This window comes from Lysobacter sp. P5_B9, assembly GCF_054049835.1.
The window spans coordinates 233575-252030 of sequence record NZ_JBFULP010000004.1; the positions used below are offsets into that span (position 1 = coordinate 233575).

22 protein-coding genes and 1 pseudogene are annotated in these 18456 nt (G+C 68.3%); 15 read left to right on the top strand and 8 right to left on the bottom strand.

The window, feature by feature from the left end; genetic code table 11:
* Positions 1–75 precede the first annotated feature (75 nt).
* The 5 genes from ACXJJ9_RS10460 to ACXJJ9_RS10480 all read left to right on the top strand — a co-directional run bounded on the left by ACXJJ9_RS10460 (position 76) and on the right by ACXJJ9_RS10480 (position 2610).
* A complete protein-coding gene (locus ACXJJ9_RS10460; protein WP_457097119.1) occupies positions 76–234 on the top strand; it encodes a hypothetical protein in 159 nt (52 codons plus the stop codon).
* A 28-nt stretch (positions 235–262) separates the two neighbouring features.
* On the top strand, positions 263–466 hold the full coding sequence (locus tag ACXJJ9_RS10465; RefSeq protein WP_457097120.1) for a hypothetical protein: 204 nt from the start codon (positions 263–265) through the stop codon (positions 464–466).
* Between the two features lie 136 nt (positions 467–602).
* On the top strand, positions 603–815 hold the full coding sequence (locus tag ACXJJ9_RS10470) for a hypothetical protein (protein ID WP_457097121.1): 213 nt from the start codon (positions 603–605) through the stop codon (positions 813–815).
* A 190-nt stretch (positions 816–1005) separates the two neighbouring features.
* Entirely contained in the window at positions 1006–2040 is a 1035-nt protein-coding gene (locus ACXJJ9_RS10475; protein WP_457097122.1) for a DUF4344 domain-containing metallopeptidase, read from the top strand.
* A gap of 309 nt (positions 2041–2349) precedes the next feature.
* Entirely contained in the window at positions 2350–2610 is a 261-nt protein-coding gene (locus ACXJJ9_RS10480; protein ID WP_457097123.1) for a hypothetical protein, read from the top strand.
* Between the two features lie 132 nt (positions 2611–2742).
* Here the strand turns inward: ACXJJ9_RS10480 and ACXJJ9_RS10485 are convergent, their stop codons facing one another.
* On the bottom strand, positions 2743–4968 hold the full coding sequence (locus tag ACXJJ9_RS10485; protein WP_457097124.1) for an NADP-dependent isocitrate dehydrogenase: 2226 nt from the start codon (positions 4966–4968) through the stop codon (positions 2743–2745).
* 342 nt (positions 4969–5310) lie between these two features.
* Here ACXJJ9_RS10485 and ACXJJ9_RS10490 point away from each other — a divergent pair, with 342 nt between their 5' ends.
* Positions 5311–6432, top strand: coding sequence for a hypothetical protein (locus ACXJJ9_RS10490; RefSeq protein WP_457097125.1), 1122 nt, complete (start codon positions 5311–5313; stop codon positions 6430–6432).
* A gap of 131 nt (positions 6433–6563) precedes the next feature.
* Here ACXJJ9_RS10490 and ACXJJ9_RS10495 read toward each other — a convergent pair whose 3' ends face one another.
* Entirely contained in the window at positions 6564–7268 is a 705-nt protein-coding gene (locus ACXJJ9_RS10495) for a UPF0149 family protein (RefSeq protein ID WP_457097126.1), read from the bottom strand.
* A gap of 139 nt (positions 7269–7407) precedes the next feature.
* Here ACXJJ9_RS10495 and ACXJJ9_RS10500 point away from each other — a divergent pair, with 139 nt between their 5' ends.
* Positions 7408–7839 (top strand): YchJ family protein, encoded by a 432-nt coding sequence (locus ACXJJ9_RS10500; protein WP_457097127.1) that lies wholly within the window; start codon positions 7408–7410, stop codon positions 7837–7839.
* Between the two features lie 93 nt (positions 7840–7932).
* Here the strand turns inward: ACXJJ9_RS10500 and ACXJJ9_RS10505 are convergent, their stop codons facing one another.
* The 3 genes from ACXJJ9_RS10505 to queF all read right to left on the bottom strand — a co-directional run bounded on the left by ACXJJ9_RS10505 (position 7933) and on the right by queF (position 9852).
* Positions 7933–8442, bottom strand: coding sequence for a hypothetical protein (locus tag ACXJJ9_RS10505; RefSeq protein ID WP_310054949.1), 510 nt, complete (start codon positions 8440–8442; stop codon positions 7933–7935).
* A 179-nt stretch (positions 8443–8621) separates the two neighbouring features.
* On the bottom strand, positions 8622–8942 hold the full coding sequence (locus tag ACXJJ9_RS10510; RefSeq protein WP_457097128.1) for a LysM peptidoglycan-binding domain-containing protein: 321 nt from the start codon (positions 8940–8942) through the stop codon (positions 8622–8624).
* Positions 8943–9039: 97 nt separating this feature from the next.
* Positions 9040–9852 carry an NADPH-dependent 7-cyano-7-deazaguanine reductase QueF gene (gene queF / locus ACXJJ9_RS10515; RefSeq protein WP_457097129.1) on the bottom strand — a complete coding sequence of 271 codons (813 nt, stop codon included), beginning with the start codon at positions 9850–9852 and terminating at the stop codon, positions 9040–9042.
* A gap of 100 nt (positions 9853–9952) precedes the next feature.
* Here queF and ACXJJ9_RS10520 point away from each other — a divergent pair, with 100 nt between their 5' ends.
* From ACXJJ9_RS10520 to ACXJJ9_RS10530, 3 genes are all read left to right on the top strand, one after another.
* Positions 9953–10633 (top strand): glutathione S-transferase family protein, encoded by a 681-nt coding sequence (locus tag ACXJJ9_RS10520; protein ID WP_457097130.1) that lies wholly within the window; start codon positions 9953–9955, stop codon positions 10631–10633.
* Between the two features lie 208 nt (positions 10634–10841).
* Entirely contained in the window at positions 10842–11030 is a 189-nt protein-coding gene (locus ACXJJ9_RS10525) for a hypothetical protein (RefSeq protein ID WP_457097131.1), read from the top strand.
* Positions 11031–11087: 57 nt separating this feature from the next.
* Complete coding sequence (locus ACXJJ9_RS10530) at positions 11088–11294, top strand: hypothetical protein (protein ID WP_310054954.1); 207 nt, start codon at positions 11088–11090, stop codon at positions 11292–11294.
* A 46-nt stretch (positions 11295–11340) separates the two neighbouring features.
* Here ACXJJ9_RS10530 and ACXJJ9_RS10535 read toward each other — a convergent pair.
* Positions 11341–11400: pseudogene (locus tag ACXJJ9_RS10535) on the bottom strand (hypothetical protein); the annotation flags it as partial.
* A 115-nt stretch (positions 11401–11515) separates the two neighbouring features.
* Here ACXJJ9_RS10535 and ACXJJ9_RS10540 point away from each other — a divergent pair.
* From ACXJJ9_RS10540 to ACXJJ9_RS10560, 5 genes are all read left to right on the top strand, one after another.
* Positions 11516–11965, top strand: a complete 450-nt coding sequence (locus ACXJJ9_RS10540; RefSeq protein WP_457097132.1) for a hotdog fold thioesterase — start codon at positions 11516–11518, stop codon at positions 11963–11965.
* A gap of 90 nt (positions 11966–12055) precedes the next feature.
* Positions 12056–12859 (top strand): lysophospholipid acyltransferase family protein, encoded by an 804-nt coding sequence (locus ACXJJ9_RS10545; protein ID WP_457097133.1) that lies wholly within the window; start codon positions 12056–12058, stop codon positions 12857–12859.
* Between the two features lie 145 nt (positions 12860–13004).
* The gene (locus ACXJJ9_RS10550) at positions 13005–14003 is read left to right on the top strand and encodes a YheT family hydrolase (RefSeq protein WP_457097214.1); all 999 of its coding nucleotides are present in this window, start codon (positions 13005–13007) and stop codon (positions 14001–14003) included.
* An 80-nt stretch (positions 14004–14083) separates the two neighbouring features.
* Positions 14084–16150, top strand: a complete 2067-nt coding sequence (locus tag ACXJJ9_RS10555) for a tetratricopeptide repeat protein (RefSeq protein ID WP_457097134.1) — start codon at positions 14084–14086, stop codon at positions 16148–16150.
* A gap of 102 nt (positions 16151–16252) precedes the next feature.
* Positions 16253–16864 carry a YbhB/YbcL family Raf kinase inhibitor-like protein gene (locus ACXJJ9_RS10560; RefSeq protein ID WP_457097135.1) on the top strand — a complete coding sequence of 204 codons (612 nt, stop codon included), beginning with the start codon at positions 16253–16255 and terminating at the stop codon, positions 16862–16864.
* A 29-nt stretch (positions 16865–16893) separates the two neighbouring features.
* Here the strand turns inward: ACXJJ9_RS10560 and ACXJJ9_RS10565 are convergent, their stop codons facing one another.
* Positions 16894–17355 carry a hypothetical protein gene (locus ACXJJ9_RS10565; RefSeq protein ID WP_457097136.1) on the bottom strand — a complete coding sequence of 154 codons (462 nt, stop codon included), beginning with the start codon at positions 17353–17355 and terminating at the stop codon, positions 16894–16896.
* A 28-nt stretch (positions 17356–17383) separates the two neighbouring features.
* Entirely contained in the window at positions 17384–18193 is an 810-nt protein-coding gene (locus ACXJJ9_RS10570; protein WP_457097137.1) for an undecaprenyl-diphosphate phosphatase, read from the bottom strand.
* Positions 18194–18456 lie beyond the last annotated feature (263 nt).

Genomic DNA, 18456 nt, shown 5'->3' on the forward strand with positions numbered 1-18456 from the left:
CTTTTTCAGCGGTCTGCAAGTCCGTAGATTACACCTCACTTCAAGAGATAGGCCAAATGGGCCTGGGAGTGGGAAATGAACATCTGGACCGGATTGCTGTTCCTCGAGGGCGCCGTGGCTGACGTCGCGTTGGCCCGCGACCTCACCGACGAGGCCCCCGAAGCCAGCGCGGAGGATGTCGCCGCGACGGGCTCCGACCCGCGCACGGGCCCCACGTCCACCGAACTGCATTGATCGACCTTTACTGAATCTGGAGACGACCATGAACCTGTTCAAAGGCCTGCTTTACCTGATCGACAACGACCAGCCGGCATCCCCGGTGCTCATCGACGCACGTCATTACGGCGCCGCCACCGCCGCCAACGAATTCGCCGATGAACTCGGCAACCGCGCGGCATCCGAGCGCCGCTTCGGCCAGCGCCAGGACGCGTCCATCGAGGCCCGTGCCGCCGGTGGCTGCCGCTGAGCGATAGAAGGTTCACGCCGCTGCAAGGCGGCGTGCACCCGGGTGTCATCTGCACCGCGCAAGCTGCGCCTGCTTCACCAGCCCCGCGCCAGGACGGCAGCTCCATGTCGGAATGGCCCCCCTACGGAGCGCAGAGATGAACCTGTTCAAGAACGAGTTGGTCAACGCCACCATGCTTGAGGCCCTGTCGGGCCGGGAGCCACGCAGCTACCGCACGCCCGCCTTCGCCCGGCGCTATGGCCGGCGCCGTGATGCCAAGACCGCCGAACCAGCACCCGCGTTGATCGCATACGCGATCGAACGCATCGGCGACGAGCTGGTGATGCGGCAGTACGACCAGGCCGCCTGACCCGCGCGCAGCCGCGGTCAGGATGAGGAAACGCGGAAGGGCGCCAATGGCGCCCTTCCTGCCGTCCGGGGCACAGATCCGGGACGTGGGCGTGTATTCCGCCGTGACGGCCGACTCGCTACGATCCCGTCGTGGCGCGCCGAGTGGCGTTTCGAGCGCATCGCCCGCCACGTCCGCCTCGGGGAAGCGCATGAAACTCAGATTGATCGTCCTGCTCTCGGTGGCCCTGGGCCTGGTGAGCGGTGCCTTTCTTTATTCGCTGCTATCGGTGAAGCGGCAGGAGAAGGCCGTCGCCACCGCGCGCGCGCAAGGCCGCGCCGATGCGGAGAAGGCGATGGCCGACGAACTCGCCGCGCTCAAGCCGGCGGTGATGAAGAAGGTCGCCAATGCCGAAGGCAAGGCCGATGGTGTCCACTTCGCCTACGAGTACGTGGCACCGAAGACGGCCGAGCTCGAGCCGTTCTACAAGCTCGCCCACGACGGCGACCTGCTGCGCCACCTGCCGGAGATCAAGGCCATCGACGGCATGCTGATGCTGCCGCGCCCGATCAAGTTCGTGATGGCCGAATGCCGCGAGCCGAATGCGTTCTACTCGCCCGAACGCGCCGAAGTGGTGATGTGCTACGAAACCATGAAGGTGCTGCTCGAGCGCGGCCAGCAGCTCGCTGCTGACCAGGACCTGGGCGAGGATTACGCCCAGAAATACCTCGCCGCCAACCTGCGCTTCATCCTGCTGCACGAGACCGGCCATGCGTTGATCGACATGCTCGAGATCCCGATCACCGGCCGCGAGGAAGACGCGGTCGACCAGCTCGCGACCACGCTGATGCAACGCTTCGCCGGCATCAACGAATCCTCGCGCCAGGTCAGCGACAACCTGCGCATGGCGTCGAACTGGTTCCTGGCGCGCAGCACCGGGCAATACAACCTCGACGCATACGCCGACGAGCATGCGCTGGGCGAGCAGCGCTACTTCAACCTGCAATGCCTGGTCTACGGCAGCAACCCGTCGCGCTACCTCGGCATCGTCACCGACGGCGACCTGCCCGCAGCGCGGGCCAAGGCCTGCCCGGCCGAGGCGCGCCGCGTGGACAAGGCGTGGCTGCGCCTGCTGCTGCCGCACGTGGCGCCGAAGTACGAGATGACCGAGGAGAAGGCCAACCGGTTGTTCGAGCAGCGCGAACGCGAACGCAACCGCAACACCGAACTGCCTTACGTCCGCTAGCCACGAACCTGAGGGGAGACGAGATGCGCATCGCGCTGCCGTTGTTGCTGCTGCTGTCTCCCGCCGTGTCGGCACAGGAGTTGGACGTGCCGGCACAGGAGCTGGAGATATCCAACTTCAGGTCGGGCCTGGCCTGTACCCACAGCGCGATCGAGGACGGCCCCAACGGTTGGATCTGCCAGCCCACGGAGGAAATCCTCATCACCGACCAGGGCCGCTGCAACTGCAGGCGAGGACAAGCTGTGCACCTGGGTCGGGTTCGAGTTCGACTACCGCAACGCCGGGGCGGACGGCAAGCTCGAATGCACGGTGGAAACATCGCGGCCGGTGTCCTTCGGCAACCCGGACCAGCAGCTCGGCGCGGAATCAACGCTCCAGCACTTCACTATCGCCCTGCTGCCTGGCAGCGGCCACTTCTACAACCCGCAGTACTTCACGTTCACCCCGGTGGCCGAAGGCGAGCCGTTGCTGGTGAACAACGGGCGCTGCAGCCACAACGAACAGCCCGTTTTCGAATACGTCTATCGCCTGCGCTTCCCGGTGCTCCCGGCAAAGGAAAGCGGCAACTGACATCCATCATCGGACCACCCGAGCGCATCCGGCGCCCAGCAACTGTCGAGGTCGCCGCGGCGATGTGCGTGCAAAAAGCAAAAAGCCCGGCAGTGGCCGGGCTTTGCTTTCCTGCGCTGAAGCGGTGACGACTTACAACGCCGCCAACGCCGCGTTGAGCGTCGCACTCGGGCGCATCGCTACCGACAGCTTGGCCATGTCCGGCTTGTAGTAACCGCCGATGTCGACCGGCCGGCCCTGCACTGCGATCAGCTCCGCGACGATCTTGGCCTCGTTCGCGGTCAGTGCCTGCGCCAACGGTGCGAACTTCGCCTGCAGCGCCGCATCGTCGCTCTGTGCAGCCAGCGCCTGCGCCCAGTACATCGCCAGGTAGAAGTGGCTGCCGCGGTTGTCGATGCCGCCGACCTTGCGCGAGGGCGACTTGTCGGTGTCGAGGAACTTGGCGTTGGCCGCGTCGAGCGCGTCGGCCAGCACCTTCGCGCGGGCGTTGCCGGTGGTCTCGGCCAGGTGCTCGAGCGAGGCGGCCAGGGCGAGGAATTCACCCAGCGAATCCCAGCGCAGATAGTCCTCCTCGACGAACTGCTGCACGTGCTTGGGCGCACTGCCGCCGGCGCCGGTTTCGAACAGGCCGCCACCGTTCATCAGCGGCACGATCGACAGCATCTTGGCGCTGGTGCCCAGCTCCATGATCGGGAACAGGTCGGTGAGGTAGTCGCGCAGTACGTTGCCGGTGCACGAGATCGTGTCCTGGCCCTGGCGGATGCGGGCCAGCGAGAACTTCATCGCTTCGACCGGTGACAGGATGCGGATGTCGAGGCCGCTGGTGTCGTGGTCCTTCAGGTACTGCTCGACCTTGGCGATGACGTTGCGGTCGTGTGCGCGTGCGCTGTCGAGCCAGAACACCGCCGGCGTGTGCGACAGGCGCGCACGGTTGACCGCGAGCTTTACCCAGTCCTGGATCGGCGCGTCCTTGGTCTGGCACATGCGCCAGATGTCGCCGGCCTTGACCGCGTGTTCCATCAGCACGTGGCCGGCTTCGTCGCTGACGCGCACGGTGCCGTCGGCGGCGATCTGGAAGGTCTTGTCGTGCGAGCCGTATTCCTCGGCCTTCTGCGCCATCAGGCCGACGTTGGGCACGCTGCCCATCGTCGCCGGATCGAATGCGCCGTGCGCGCGGCAGTCGTCGATCACGGCCTGGTAGATGCCGGCGTAGCAGCGGTCAGGGATCACCGCCTTGGTGTCCTGCAGCTTGCCTTCGGCGTTCCACATGCGGCCGCTGTCGCGGATCATCGCCGGCATCGAGGCGTCGACGATGACGTCGCTGGGCACGTGCAGGTTGGTGATGCCCTTGTCGGAATTGACCATCGCCAGGCCCGGGCGCGTGGCGTACACGGCCGCAAGCTCGGCTTCGATCGCGGCGCGCTGGTCGGCGGGCAGCGAAGGCAGGCGTGCGGCCAGGTCGCCGATGCCGTTGTTGGCGTCGAAGCCGATCTGTTCGAGTACGGCGGCGTGCTTGCTCAGCACCTGGTCGTAGAAGCGCTTGACCACGACGCCGAACATGATCGGGTCGGAGACCTTCATCATCGTCGCCTTCAGGTGCAGCGAGAACAGCACGCCCTGCGCCTTGGCATCGTCGATCTGCGCATCGATGAACTCGCCCAGCGCCTGCGTGCTCATCACCGACGCGTCGACCACTTCGCCGGCCTTTACCTTGAGCCCGGTCTTGAGCATCTGGCTGCGGCCGTCGCTGCCGATCATTTCGATCTTCAGCGTGGTCGGCTGCGCGATCACTGCCGACTGCTCGCTGCCGTAGAAGTCGCCGGCATCCATGTGCGCGACATGCGACTTCGAATCGCTGCTCCAGGCGCCCATCTTGTGCGGATGCTTGCGCGCATACGCCTTCACCGACGCCGGCGCGCGGCGATCGGAATTGCCTTCGCGCAACACCGGGTTCACCGCGCTGCCCTTGGTGCGGTCGTAGCGGGCCTTGATCTCGTTGTCGCGCTCGCCGCGCGGTTCCTCCGGGTAGTCCGGCAGCGCGTAGCCCTGCTGCTGCAGCTCCTTGATCGCGGCCAGCAGCTGGGGCACCGAGGCGCTGATGTTGGGCAGCTTGATGATGTTGGCTTCCGGCGTGGTCGCGAGCTGGCCGAGTTCGGCCAGGTCGTCGGCGACTTTCTGGTCGTCGCGGAGGAAATCGGGGAAGTGCGAGAGGATGCGGCCCGCGAGCGAGATGTCGCGCGTTTCCACCGTGATGCCGGCGGGGGCGGTGTAGGCCTCGATGATCGGCAGCAGCGACGCGGTGGCCAGAAACGGCGCTTCGTCGGTCAGGGTGTAGAGGATCTTCGGGGCATTGGACATGAGGGGGGCTCGCAGGCTCGGTCGTTCGAAAGGGGCGGCGCGTGGCCGTGGCTGGCCGGCGGCGCGGACCGCGGGCGGGCAGACCCGCCATTGTCGCGGTTCAGGCAGGCCGGGGCAAAGCGGTGCGGCGCTTCCGGAACGGACCGTTGCGTCCGGGTCCGCCGGATACCCGCGTTCATCTGGACAGGGTCAAAGCATGTTCATGCACAGACCGGAAACTGACTGCACGGATTCACAATTACGCCTTCACAAAGGCACAACAACATCTTGCCGCGCGGGCGCCGGCGCGGTGTACTGGCAACGGCGGTGCAGCTTCGGTATCGCAGGTTTGGTGATGTGCTCATGTTGAAACGTCTACTGGCAAGAAGTCTTTTGTTGCTGTCCCTGGGGCTGGCCGCTGTTGCCTGCCAGCGACAGGCGCCCGTGCAGGCACCGGTCACCCTCGCCGAGGACGCCGCCAGCGCCGGCCCCGCCCGGCACATCTCCGCCGCGCCGGTGACCGAGATGGCGCCGGCCGACTATCTGAAGACCACCTACTGGCCCACCGCCGAGCTCGACGCCGGCCAGGCGTGGATCAGTTGCGATTACGACTACGCCGCGCTCGGCGATGGCGAGGCCCTGGGGGCACTGACCTTCTTCGCGGTCGTCGACGCGCTCACGCCGTGCCAGCCCAAGGGCGTGGTGCGCGTGCGCTATGAAGGCAAGATCGACGCCGGCTTCACCGCGCTGATGCAGCGCCTGTCGGCGATCGCCGACCGCATGGAGATCCCGGTCCGCATCCTCGACATCAGTTCCTCCGGCGGCCACGTCGAGGAGGCGATCCGCGCCGGCGACAGCATGGCCGACCAGCGCTGGGCGATCTGGGTGCGCGAAGGCTCGTACTGCCACAGCTCGTGCGTGCTGATCCTGGCCGGTGGCGATACGCGTTCCATCGCCGGTGAAGTCGGCGTACACCGGCTGTTCCGCGACCAGTCGATGGCGACGTCGCGCGCCGAACTCAGCGCGGAATTGAAGGACGTCAGCGGACAGGTGCGTGATTACCTCGCCCGCAACGGCGCCGATGCGCGCATCGCCGACCTGATGATGACGGTCGCCAACCGCCGCCTGCGCCTGCTCAGCGAGGCCGAATTGCGCGAGTACGGTCTGTCCGGCAGCAACGCGGTGCAGGACGACCTCGATCGCATCCGCGTCACTCGCAGTTGTGGTGAGGATTTCGCGCGCCGCCGCGACGCATGGCTGCGTGCGTTCGAAGGCGAATGCCTGGAACCGGGCAAGGCCTTCGAGGTGCTCGACGAATGCGGGCGCGCGCTGGAGCCGCGCTTCGGCTTCCCCGACGCCAAGTGTCCCGGCCAGAGCCCGACCGCGGACCGGCGTGGACTGCTGCCGGCGGTGGACTCAGCGGGGCTGCTGCTGCCGTTGAAGCCGGTCGTGCAGAAGAAGTCGGCGGACGTGGCCCGGAAGTAATCGCGCGTAATCGCGTCGATTCCGCCGCGTGCAGGCGGTGCGTGCCTTCCGCGCGTGACATCGCTGCCAGCGCGCATCGGCGCCATGGGAGCGTCACTGGCATTCGCGGCTCGCGCCTGCCTGGGCTCAGCTCAGGCGCCGTGGCACTTCTTATACTTCTTGCCGCTGCCGCATGGGCAAAGCGCGTTGCGGTCCGGCGTGGCGTCCTTGCGGACCGGTTCGCGCGGGGTGAGCGCGTCGATGCGGTGGTGGTGCAGGTCGGCGAGCATGCCCGGCAACGACGCGATCACTTCCAGGCGTTCGCGATAGCCGACCGGCGTGCCCGGCGCCTCGGGATCCTCGCCGATCACCTCGCCGCTGGCGAGCTGGTCCAGGCGCGCGAAGATCTCCTCGATCCAGTCGTGTTCGTCCAGCCACTTTTCCCACGCGGCTTCGCGCAGTTCGACGCCGCGGAAGAAGCCGAAGGCCCAGTCGCGGCCGACATCGAGTTCATCGGGAAGCTCGGCCTCGGCTTCTTCCGGCAGCCACAGCAGCGGGGCGAGGTGTTCGGGCAGGTCGTCGTCGTCGAAGCGCACGCGCTGGCTGGCCATGTTCCAGTGGCCCAGCAGCAGCGCTTCGACTTCCGCGCGTTCGGCCTCGTCGGCCCAGCGCGGCGGCTTGCCCCACACCGCGGGCTGCCACTCGGCGACGGGTACGTCTTCAGGCGACACCGCCAGGGCCGAGAGGTAACCATCGAGCGCCTCCAGGTTGAAGCCTTTGAACGGCACGGCACGCTGGTCAAGCAGGTCGGACAGGCGTTCGATCTGCGCATCGTCGAGGTAGCTGGGGACTTTCATGGCGGAGGGGGCGAGGTACGGGGGTGCACAGGGTAGTCGTTCGCGGCCGCGCTGGCGCGCCGGCACCGGCAATGCGCCGATGTGCGTTGCCGCGGGTGCGCGATCCCGTTGGCACATGGGACGTGGCCACGCAGGACGGATGACGCCAGCCGCGCCTCGCCGCGACAATGCGGCGATGAACGCGACCGAAGCGTGTCCCTGCCAGTCCGCGCGTGCCTATGCACAATGCTGCGCGCCCCTGCATCGCGGTGATGCCGTGGCGCAGAGCGCCGAAACGCTGATGCGTTCGCGCTACAGCGCCTACGTGCGTGGCGACGCGGCCTACCTGCTCGCGACCTGGCATGCGTCCACGCGGCCGCAGGCGCTCGATTTCGGCGATGCCGGCGCGACGCGATGGCTCGGGCTCGAGGTCAAGCGGCACCAATTGCTCGACCCCGATCGCGCCACCGTCGAATTCGTGGCGCGTTACCGGGTGGGCGGCGCGGCCGCGGTGCGCCTGCACGAGATCAGCCGCTTCGTGCGCGAAGACGGACGCTGGTATTACCTCGACGGCGAATTCCCGGCGCGCTGAACCCGGCGAGGGCGGACAAAAAAAGGGCGCGACATTGTGCGTCGCGCCCGGACTTCAGTGCCCCGCCAGCAGCGGGGCGGAGAGAGACGGTGCTTACTTGACCTCGAACTCGCGCGTCTGCACGACGTTGCCGTCGAGCATGACGTCGACCTTGTACTTGCCGGTCGGCCAGCCATCGGGCTTGGCGATGTGGAATTCGGTATTGCCCATGCCGGTCAGGGTGACGTCACGGGTGTCCTCGCTGACGGTCTGGTTGCTGTCCACGTGGGTCCACTTCGCACCCAGCTTGCTCGGCACGCTGGCGGCGGGGTCGCTGGTGCTGGTGCCGATCGAGACATAGATGGTGTCCTTCGGGGCGAAGGTGGTCTTGGGCGCGCTCACCTTCATGTCGGCGCCCACGGCGCTGCCGAGATCGACCGTGCTGACCGATGCGCCGGCGGGCATCGGGGCGGGCATCGGTGCCGGAGCCGGAGCCGGAGTGGTGGCCGGCGGCGGCGTAGTCGCCATCGGGGCGGGTTCTTCCTTCTTCTTGCAGCCGACCAGGGCGATGGTGCCGAGCAGCGCGATCAGCAGGACAGAGGAGATGCGGTTGCGGTTGTTCATGCGTGCGTTCCTTGTGCGATGACGACTTGTGCGGTGACGACGTGTGCGGTGAGAAAGGAGACGTGTGCGGTGAGAAAGGAGCGGAGTCGAAACAGGTCGAGGCAGGCGTGCGTTTGAACGAGGCTTCGAAACCGGTGGGCTCGGCGAGGTGCGAAGACGAGATGCGAAGCGTCCGAAGGTCAGCCTTCGCTCGCCGGGAGCTTGAGCACCTGGCCGGGGAAGATCTTGTCCGGATCGTCGAGCTGGTCGCGGTTGGCTTCGAAGATCGCGTGCCACTTGCTGGCTTGGCCGTAATGCGCCTTGGCGATGTGCGAGAGCGTGTCGCCCTTGGCCACCGTGTATGTGGTTGTGCCCGCGCCGCCGGTACCGCCGCCGCCACCGGTGATCTGCTCGGTCGAGGACGCGCCGGACTGCACATTGGAGAAATCGGGCTTGCTTTGCTCGGTGCTGCCCGAGCCGCTTTGCACGTTGGAAAAGTCGGGCTTCTTCTCGTTGCTCATGGAGGGGCTCCTCCCCTGTGTCTTGTCGACGTGGGCAACGGTGGCACGATCCTTGTTAAGGAAATATGGCGGAGAAGGAAAAAACTGAACCGGCTTCCTACTGCCTGCTGTCGCGGCCGACGGGTGGCCGTTGCCTGTCCGCCGTGGCGCGCCACGGATTGATGTCGAGCCCGCCGCGGCGGGTGTAGCGCGCTTCCACCGACAGCGATTGCGGGCGCGTGCGTGCGAGCAGGTCGGTGAAGATGCGTTCGACGCACTGCTCGTGGAATTCGGCGTGGTCGCGGAAGGAGACGAGGTAGCGCAGCAGGGCGGCGCGATCCAGGCGCGGACCACGATAGCGGATCACCAAGCGTGCCCAGTCCGGCTGGCCGGTCACCGGGCAGTTGGACTTGAGCAGCGCGCTGCTCAGGGTTTCCTCGATGACGTCGCCGGCATCGGCGGCGAGCAGGGTGGCGTCGGGCGGGCCGTAGCGGTCGATGGCGACGGCCTGTTCGTCGATCGATTCACCGGCTTCACTCTCGTCGATCGGCGGCAGGCCAAAGCTGACCGCGACCGGGGCCCCCGCGGCGTGCGACAGGTCGCGCGCGATGCGTTCGCGGACGACCGCGTCGCTATCCACGCGCGTCGCATTGAACGAATTGAGGTAGAGCTTGAGCGACTTGGATTCGATCAGGTGCGGGGAGTCGGCGGGCACCTCGAACGTCGCCGTCGCCACGCGCGGCTTGCCCTGCGCATCGAGCCAGCTCAGTTCGTACGCATGCCAGCGGTCGCTGCCGATGAAGGGCAGCCTGTCGGCATCGATGCCGATGTGGCCGCGGCCGAGCGCGCGCGGAATCGCGAACAGCAGCGCGGCGTCGTATTCGCGCGGGTAATCGACGTGGCGGCCCAGCGGCAGGTCTTGCATGGTCATGGTGCGATTTTACGTGCGTGCGCGCGCCGGCGCAGGAATCGGATATCGCCGCGCGCGCGGGCTGCGGACACTGGCGCCTCCTCCCCAGACGAGTCCGTCCATGCTCACGCTCTACGACTACCCGCCTTCGCAGAACGCCTGGAAGGTGCGACAGCTGCTCGCGCACGTGCAGCGCCCATACCGCACGCGTCACGTCAGCATCTTCGAGGGCGAAGGCGCGAGCGCCGAATTCCGTGCGATCAGCCCGACCGGGACCGTGCCCGCGATCGAACTGGAGGACGGCCGCTGCCTCGCCGAATCGAACGCGATCCTGATGTTCCTCGCCCAGGGCACGCCGTACCTGCCCGATGACGGGTTCGCCCGCGCCAAGGTGTGGCAATGGCTGTGCTTCGAGCAGGAGCGCGTGGAAAGCCAGATCGGCGCGCTGCGGCACTGGACCCTGACGGGCAAGCTGCCGCGCCGGCCGCAGGCGCTGGTCGAACTCAAGCGCAGCGCCGGCCGCAACGCGCTGGGGATCCTCGAGCGCGAACTGGCGACGCACGACTTCATTGCGGGCGACCGTTACGGCATCGCCGATATCGCGTTGTTCGCCTACACGAGCCGGGCGGACGAGGCCGGGTTTCCGCTGCAGGCCTATCCACAGGTGTGCGCCTGGCTCGCGCGGGTCCGGTCGCAACCCGGGTTCCTGGCGCAGACGCACCCGTATTCGAGCGATCCGCACTCCGGCCGCGAGCTGGGCGTCCTGATTTCGGTGGCCCCGGCCGCCCCGGAATCGACCTGAATCCGCCCGCCGGCGTCCCCCGGATAGGGGAGTAGGCCATCAGTCACAGCAACGCTCCCGACCGAAAAGGCATCTGAATCAGGGAGTTCCGTCGGAAGTGACCCCTAGGCCGTCGGTGGGGTGACTTCCGGCACAGGTGAATTATCGATGCGGTGTTGTACTTTACCAACACACCAAGCCACACACCCCCGCCCCCAAGGAAACCGCCATGAACATCCGCACCTTCGAAGCCCGCCGCGCCGACTCCGCCAAGTCCGCCCCCGCCACCCCGGTCGCCCCGGTCCGCCACCTGCACCGCGAACGCGATTTCGGCGTCGGCTACGGCAACAGCAGCGGCTACGCCAGCAACCGCCGCTATTCCAGTAGCGCCTTCCAGCCCCTGTTCCGCTGCGCGTAACGCGCACCCACTCCGGTGGCTGTGCTCGCCGCCCCGCCCAGCCCCGAGGAGATCGTCATGAACACCGTTTCCACCGAAACCCGCCCCACCCCCGACACCCTGGCCGCCGTTGCCGTGGCCGCCCTTGGCGCCGCGCAGGCCGCCCCCATCCGCCATGTGCACCGCGACCGTGATTTCGGCGTCGGCTATGGCAACAGCAGCGGCTACGGTCGCGACCGCCGCTACACCAGCAACGGCTTTGCCCCGCTGTTCCGTTGTGCCTGACTTCCGCGCCATCGCGCCGCCCCCGCGCGATGGCAGCACCTGACAAGGCAGCACCTGACAAGGCAGCACCTGACAAGGCTGCACCTGACAAGGCTGCACCTGACAAGGATGTCCCCTCTCCGTGGGCGCGGTCCCGGCCGGCGCGCAGGTCTTCTCCCTCTCCCTGCGCGCTGGCCGGTAGTACCGTCCGCCGGCCTCACCGCAGCGTGTATCGTCTGGCGATGACCGACCCCGCCCCCCGTCCCAGCCGGCCGCTGTTTCGCGGCGACACCACCCTCGCCGACCTCAACGCCATGTCCGAGGGCACGGCCATGATCCCGCTGGGGATCAAGTTCATCGAGCTCGGCCCCGATTTCGTCCGCGCCACCATGCCGGTCGATGCGCGCACCCTCCAGCCCCATGGCCTGCTGCACGGCGGCGCTTCGGTGCTGCTGGCCGAGACCCTGGGCAGCACCGCCGGCGGCCTGTGCGCTTCCGAAGGCAAGGGCGTGGTCGGTATCGAGATCAACGCCAACCACCTGCGCGGCGTGCGCGAGGGCTTCGTCACCGGGACGGCGCGGCCGCTGCATGTCGGCGCCAGCACCCAAGTGTGGGAAATCCGCATCGAGGACGAAGCCGGGCGCCTGGTGTGCATCTCGCGACTGACGCTGGCGGTGGTGGGGCGGCCCTAGCGCGGGTCGGAGCGGCGCTGCACCCGCGTAATGCGGCAGATCGCAACATCGACTCCCGTATTGCCGCCTTAACCCGGTATCGTGCGTGCCATGACTGCGCCGTCCCCCACTTCCGGCGCCCTCGCGCCCGGGGCGCGAGTGGCGCGCGCCTGCCGATACCTCTATCGCGTGCCGATGCTGGCGTGGCATCTGGTCGTGCACCTGCCGTTGACGATGCTGCTGACCACGCCCGTCACCGCGGCACTGCGCTGGGGCAACGAATCGCTGGAGCATCGCGCCATCCGCGCATGGTCGGCGGGATTGATGCGCGTATTCGGCTTCCGCCTGCGCCGCGTCGGCACGCCGCTGCCGGGCGCCACCATGTTCGTCGCCAACCATGTCAGCTGGATCGACATCGAGACCCTGCACAGCCAGCGCATGATGGGTTTCGTCGCCAAGCGCGAGATCCAGAGCTGGCCGGTAGTGGGCTGGCTGGCGCAGCGCGGCGAAACCATCTTCCACGCCCGCGGCAGCACCGAATCCCTGGGCGGCGTGCTGCACGAAATGCTCTCGCGCCTGCGCAATGGCCGCAGCGTGGGCGTGTTTCCCGAGGGCGGCACCCGCGGCGGCCGCGAGATCGGGCCATTCCACGCGCGCATCTTCCTGGCGGCGGTCGAGGCGGGCGTGCCCGTACAGCCGGTGGCTTTGCGTTATGGAGAAGGAGGATCGGCGCAGCACGTGGTCGCCTTCCAGCCGCGCGAAAATTTCTTCGGCAACTTCGTGCGCCTGCTCGGCGAACCCGCGCGCCTGGCCGAGGTGCATTTCCTCGAACCGATCGCGCCGGGCGAGGCCGATGGCCGCCGGCGCATCGCCGAGTTGGCGCGCGGCCGCATCATCGCGGCGATGGAAGGCTGAAGTGACGGGACGTGATGCAGGGTTCGAGGCGGGCTTTGACGCCGAGCGCACCAGCGGCGATCCAAAAGAACGCAACCTGCTCGAGGACTTCAGCGCGGCCGCCACCCTCCAATCCGTAGCGCCAGCCGCGCCGCCGCAGCCGATGCTGACCGTCGCCGACTATCGTCCGTCGCGCTGGCTGCGCAACGCGCACGTGCAGTCGCTGCTGGGCACCAGCGCGCTGCGGAGCCTGCACGGCGAACGCGCGCTGCGCGCCTGCGGCGCGGTCGACACGGTGCACCTGATCGATGGCGGCGACGGCGTGCGCCTGCAGGGCGTGCACAGCGCAATCCCCGGCGTGCCGCCACGCGGCCTCGCCCTGCTGCTGCACGGCTGGGAAGGCAGCGCCGACTCGAGCTACATGCGCCTGACCGCGGCGCAGCTGCTGCGCCACGGATTCGAGGTGTTCCGCCTCAATTTCCGCGACCACGGCGACACCCACCATCTCAACGAAGGCCTGTTCCACTCCAATCGCATCGACGAAGTCGTGCGCGCGGCCTGCGATGTCGCGCGGCGCTTCGCGCGCCGGCCGCTGGTGGTGGCCGGGCACTCGCTCGGCGGCAACTTCGCCCTGCGCCTGGCGCTGCGCGCGCCGGCCGCGGGGCTCGACATCGCCCACGTCGCCGCGGTGTGCCCGGTGCTCGACCCGGCGCGCACCATGGAGGCGATGGAGCAGGGGATGCGCGTGTACATGTGGTACTTCGAGCGCAAGTGGCGCAGCTCGCTGGCGCGCAAGCGCGCGCTGTTCCCGCAGCTGCATGCCTTCGACAGCCAGGTGCTGAGCCTGCGCATGCGCCCGCTGACGCAATGGCTGGTCGAACGCCACACCGACTTCGGCACCCTCGACAACTACTTCGACGGCTATTCCATCGCCGGCAGCCGGCTGGCGGGCCTGCAGGTGCCCGTGAGCATCCTGATGGCCACCGATGACCCGGTGATCCCGGTGGAAGACTTCCACCACCTCCAGCTGCCGCCCACTGCCCGGCTGGAGATCGCGCCATGGGGCGGTCATTGCGGTTTCCTCGAGAACGCACGGCTGGACGGATTCGCCGAACGCTGGGTCGCCGAACGGCTGGCAACCACCGCCCAGGCGCCAGCGGCCTGAGCGGCAGCGGCCGGCCCCGCGCGCGTTCGCCGCGCGGCTTACAATCGCCGACTCCCTGCAATTCCTACTGAAGCACACCCATGTACGAGACCCTGATCGACGCGCTGCGCCGTGGCGCCGCCGCCGAGGCGCTGCCCGCCGCCCGTGATGCCGTTGCCGCCAACCCGCAGGACGCCATGGCCCACCGCCTGCTCGGCGCCGCCCTGCACCTGAGCGGCGATCGCGGGGCCGCGCTGGGCGCCGTGGACGCCGCGCTCGCGCTGGCGCCCGACGACGCCAGCCTGCACGTCGAACGCGCCGGCCTGCTGCTCGATACGCGCCAGCTCGACGGTGCGCAGGCGGCCCTCGCCCGCGCCGTGGGCCTCGACCCCAACCAGTTCCCCGCCTACATCATCCAGGGCCAGCTGGCGCTGTCGCGCGGCGACCTCGCCGAAGCCGAACGCGCCGCCAAGCTCGCCGCTCGCATCGCGCCGGAAAACCCGCTGGTCGCCGCGATCGAAGGCATGGTGATGCTGCGCCGTGGCGATGCCGACCGCGCGCTGGCGATCCTGTCGCAGGCCGCGCAGACCGCGCCGGACGACGTCACGGTGCGCAACGCGCTCGGCTTCGCCTACATCGCCAAGGGCCACTACGCATTCGCCGAGCAGGCCTTCCGCAAGCAGCTCGAGCACCAGCCCGATTCGGTCGCGCTGCGCGGCCTGATCGCCGACCTGGTCCGTCGCCAGGGCCGTGCCGCCGAGGCCGCCGACGAAGCCGCCGCGCTGCTGCAAGGCGACGGAGTCACGCCGGGCCTGCAACGCGTGGTGGGCGAACTCGAACTCGAAGCCGGTCGCTCCGAGCGCGCGCTGGAGCCGCTGAAGGCGGCGTTCGCCGCCATGCCGCACGACCAGCGCACCCTGGAAGCTCTGGTGGAGGCGTGGCGCCGCGGCAATGCCGCCGAGGACGCGCGCACCACCCTCGATGCCGCCCTGGCGAACTACCCGGAAAACGACCAGCTGTGGCGCGCGCGCCTGCTGTTCGAGGCGTTCGCCGGCCCTGAAGCGCTGGCGGTGGTGGAACGCTGGCTCGAAGCCCGACCCGATCACATCCTTCCGCTGCAGGCCCGCGCCGCGATCCACGACCACGCCGGCGAGACCGAGGAAGCCGATGCGATCGCGTACCAGATCGTCGCCATGGCGCCCGGGCATGCGCCGGCCGAACTGCGCATCGTCGATCGCCTGCTCAAGGACAACCCGGCCGCCGCGGTCGTGCGCGTTCGCGAGCTGCTGGCGCGCACCGAATCGGCCGACGCCCGCCCGCTGCTGCGCCAGCTGCTGGGCCGCTGCCTCGATGCCGCCGGCGAAACCGCGGAAGCCGCGGCCACCTGGGCGGCGCTGCATGCCGACGCCGCCGACCAGCGCGCGCCGTTGCCGCCGTTGACCACAACCCTGGGCGACCTGCCCCCGCTGGCGCCGCTGCCCGATCCTGCCCCCGGCGTCCTGCTGTTGTGGGGCGCGCCCGGTTCGCTGGTCGATCGCATCGCCCTGAACTTCGATTTCACCGACGGACCGGTGCGGGTCGACCGTTATGGTCCGCAACCGCCGACTGATCCGCTGCAACGCTACGACACGCCGTTCGAACTGCTGGATGGCCGCCTCGATGGCAAGGCCCTCGTCGACGAATGGCGCGCCGGGCTGCCGGCCCGTGGCATCCACGATGGCCAGATCTTCGACTGGCTGGCGCTGTGGGACAACGCGCTGCTGCATGCACTGCGCCCGCACCTGCCCGAGGCGGTGCTGATGATCGCCGTGCGCGACCCGCGCGACATGCTGCTGGAATGGCTGGCGTTCGACGCGCCGCAGCGCTTCGCCGTGCCCTCGCCGGAAGCCGCGGCGCGCTGGCTCGCGGACGCGCTGGCGCAGGTGGCCGACCTGCACGCGGGTGATCTGTTCCCGCATCGCCTGCTCAAGCTCGACGACATCGCCTACGACCCGGTCGCCCTGGCGACGGCGGTAGGTGAGGCCCTGGAGATCAACCTCGCGCCGATGCCGAGCGCGGGCATCCGCCATTTCGCCCCGGGCCACTGGCGCGCGTATGCCGAACCGCTGTCGGCGGCATTCGCCATGCTGACGCCGGTCGCGGTACGGTTGGGCTATCCGCAAAACTGATCACCGCGGCGCGTCGCAACGCGCCGTCCGCAGCGACTGTGCCGCGACGCGGTCGCTGTGGCCTTCAAGCACTGTTTTCCACGCCACCCGGGAGCGCAGACCATGAAGATCCACAGCGACAGCTTTGCGCACCGCGCGCGCGTCCCCGCCGAATTCGCCGCCGGCCAGCCGACGGCCGACGGCTACGGTTTCGCGGCCAACCGCAATCCGCACCTGGCCTGGGATGATGTGCCAGCGGGGACGCAATCGTTCGCGTTGTTGTGCATCGATCCGGACGTGCCGACCGACATCGCGCCGGCGCAGATCCCGGCCGACCAGCCGCGCACCGATTTCACCCACTGGGCGATGGTCGATGTGCCCGCGGACGTGCGCACGCTCGCCGCCGGCAGCTGCAGCGACGGCGTGGTCGCGCACGGCAAGGCCGCGCCCGAGGGACCCGCGGGCAGCCGCCAGGGCCTGAACGACTACACCGGCTGGTTCGCCAACGACGCCGACATGCGCGGCGACTGGCGCGGCTACGACGGCCCGTTCCCGCCGCCGCATGACCTGCGCCTGCATCGCTACTTCTTCCGCCTGTTCGCGCTGGACGTGGCGAAGCTGGACGTGCCCGAACGCTTCACCGCCAATGACGTCCTGCAGGCGATGCAGGGGCACGTGCTGGACGAAACCGCGATCTACGGCACCTATTCGCTCAATCCCACGGTCAAGGACTGACAAGCGCGGCTTCCACGCGCTGCCAATCCTTACCTGACGGGAAGACCAAGCTTCTTCTGCAGCGCTTCCACATCGAGGTGCTTGGTGAATTCCGCCGAGCCGGCAGCCACGTCCGGTGACGCGAACATCTCCTGGCCGGCCACCTGGCCAAGCAGCCTGAACGATTCCGCAAAGGCGGTGTTGCCTTCGTATCTGATCGCCTGCTGCGTTTCCTTGCTGCAGGACTCGCCAAGCAGCTTCTCGAACAGCTTGGCCACGGCCTTGTTGGCGCCATCGCGCTGCGCCGGTGTGATGTTCGCGTACGGCTGGATGGTCGGGTTCAAGGCGATGGAGAACAACATCCATTGCACGAGCTGCTGCTTCTCCTCGGCCGAGGAGGCGTTGACCAGGCACTTGCCGAGATCATCGCTGTAGACGCCGGCACTGGCCGGGGCGGATGCCAGCATCGCGATCGCGAGGCCGAAGGCGCCAACAAGATTCCTGACCGTCATGGTGAATTCCCCCTGGAAGATTTCGAAACTACTGGCCAGCCGGCACCAGCAGCAGCAACGCCACGCCGAGGACGACGCGATACACCGCGAACGCCGTGAAGCGGTGGTTCTGGATGTAATGCAGCAGCCACTTCACCGCGACGAAGGCGGTGATCGCCGAGGCGACGAAGGCGACAGCGAGCGCGCGCCAGTCCTCGTGCGCGGCTTCACCCGTGCCGATCACCTCCATCAGCTCGTAGCCAGTGGCGGCGAACATGGTCGGTATGCCGACCAGGAAGGCGAATTCGGTCGCCGCCGCACGGCTGGTGGTACCGGCCAGCAGGGCGACGAAGATGGTCGCGGCCGAGCGCGAGGTGCCTGGAAACATGCCGGCCACCACCTGCGCCAGGCCGACCAGGAGCGCCACCGTCCAGGTGATCGCCGCGCGTTCGCCCAGCACCGCCGCGCGACGCGCGGCGAAGTGTTCGGCGGCGACCATCCACGCCGCGCCGATCACCAGCGCCCAGGCGACGGGCGTGACGGTTTCGGGCAACTGGAAGCCGAGTTTCTTCATCGCCAGGCCGAGCACCGCGGTGACCCCGAAGGCGACGGCGAGTTTGGCCGCGTAGTCGCGGCTTGCATGCTCGCTGAAGAAGCCGGTGGCCAGGTCCCACAACCGCTGCCGGTAGATCACCACCACGGCGAGGATCGCGCCGGCCTGGATGGAGATATTGAACAGGTCGCTGCGGTGCCCGAGCCAGCGCTCGGCGATCAGCAGGTGGCCGGTGCTGGAGATCGGCAGGAATTCGGTGATGCCTTCGATGATCCCGAGCAGCAGGGCGGCGAACAGGTTGGACATGGGCAATGGACTGATGTCGAAGTGGGCGCCGTCGTGCCAGGCAGCGCACGCGGCCGGCCCGGCGAAGGCGCGCAAGCATAGCCGACGGGCGCGATCGCACCAATCCGGTGCGACTGCGGATATTCCGCCCCAAGTTGGCGCGCACGAGTCATTGACCTCGGGGTGAAACCCTTGCAGATCAGCTGCTTATGCGGATCGAAAGCTTGGCACGCCGCTTGCGTTGAAGGATCCCGACGGGCCGCTTTGGCCCACCGCCACCGATC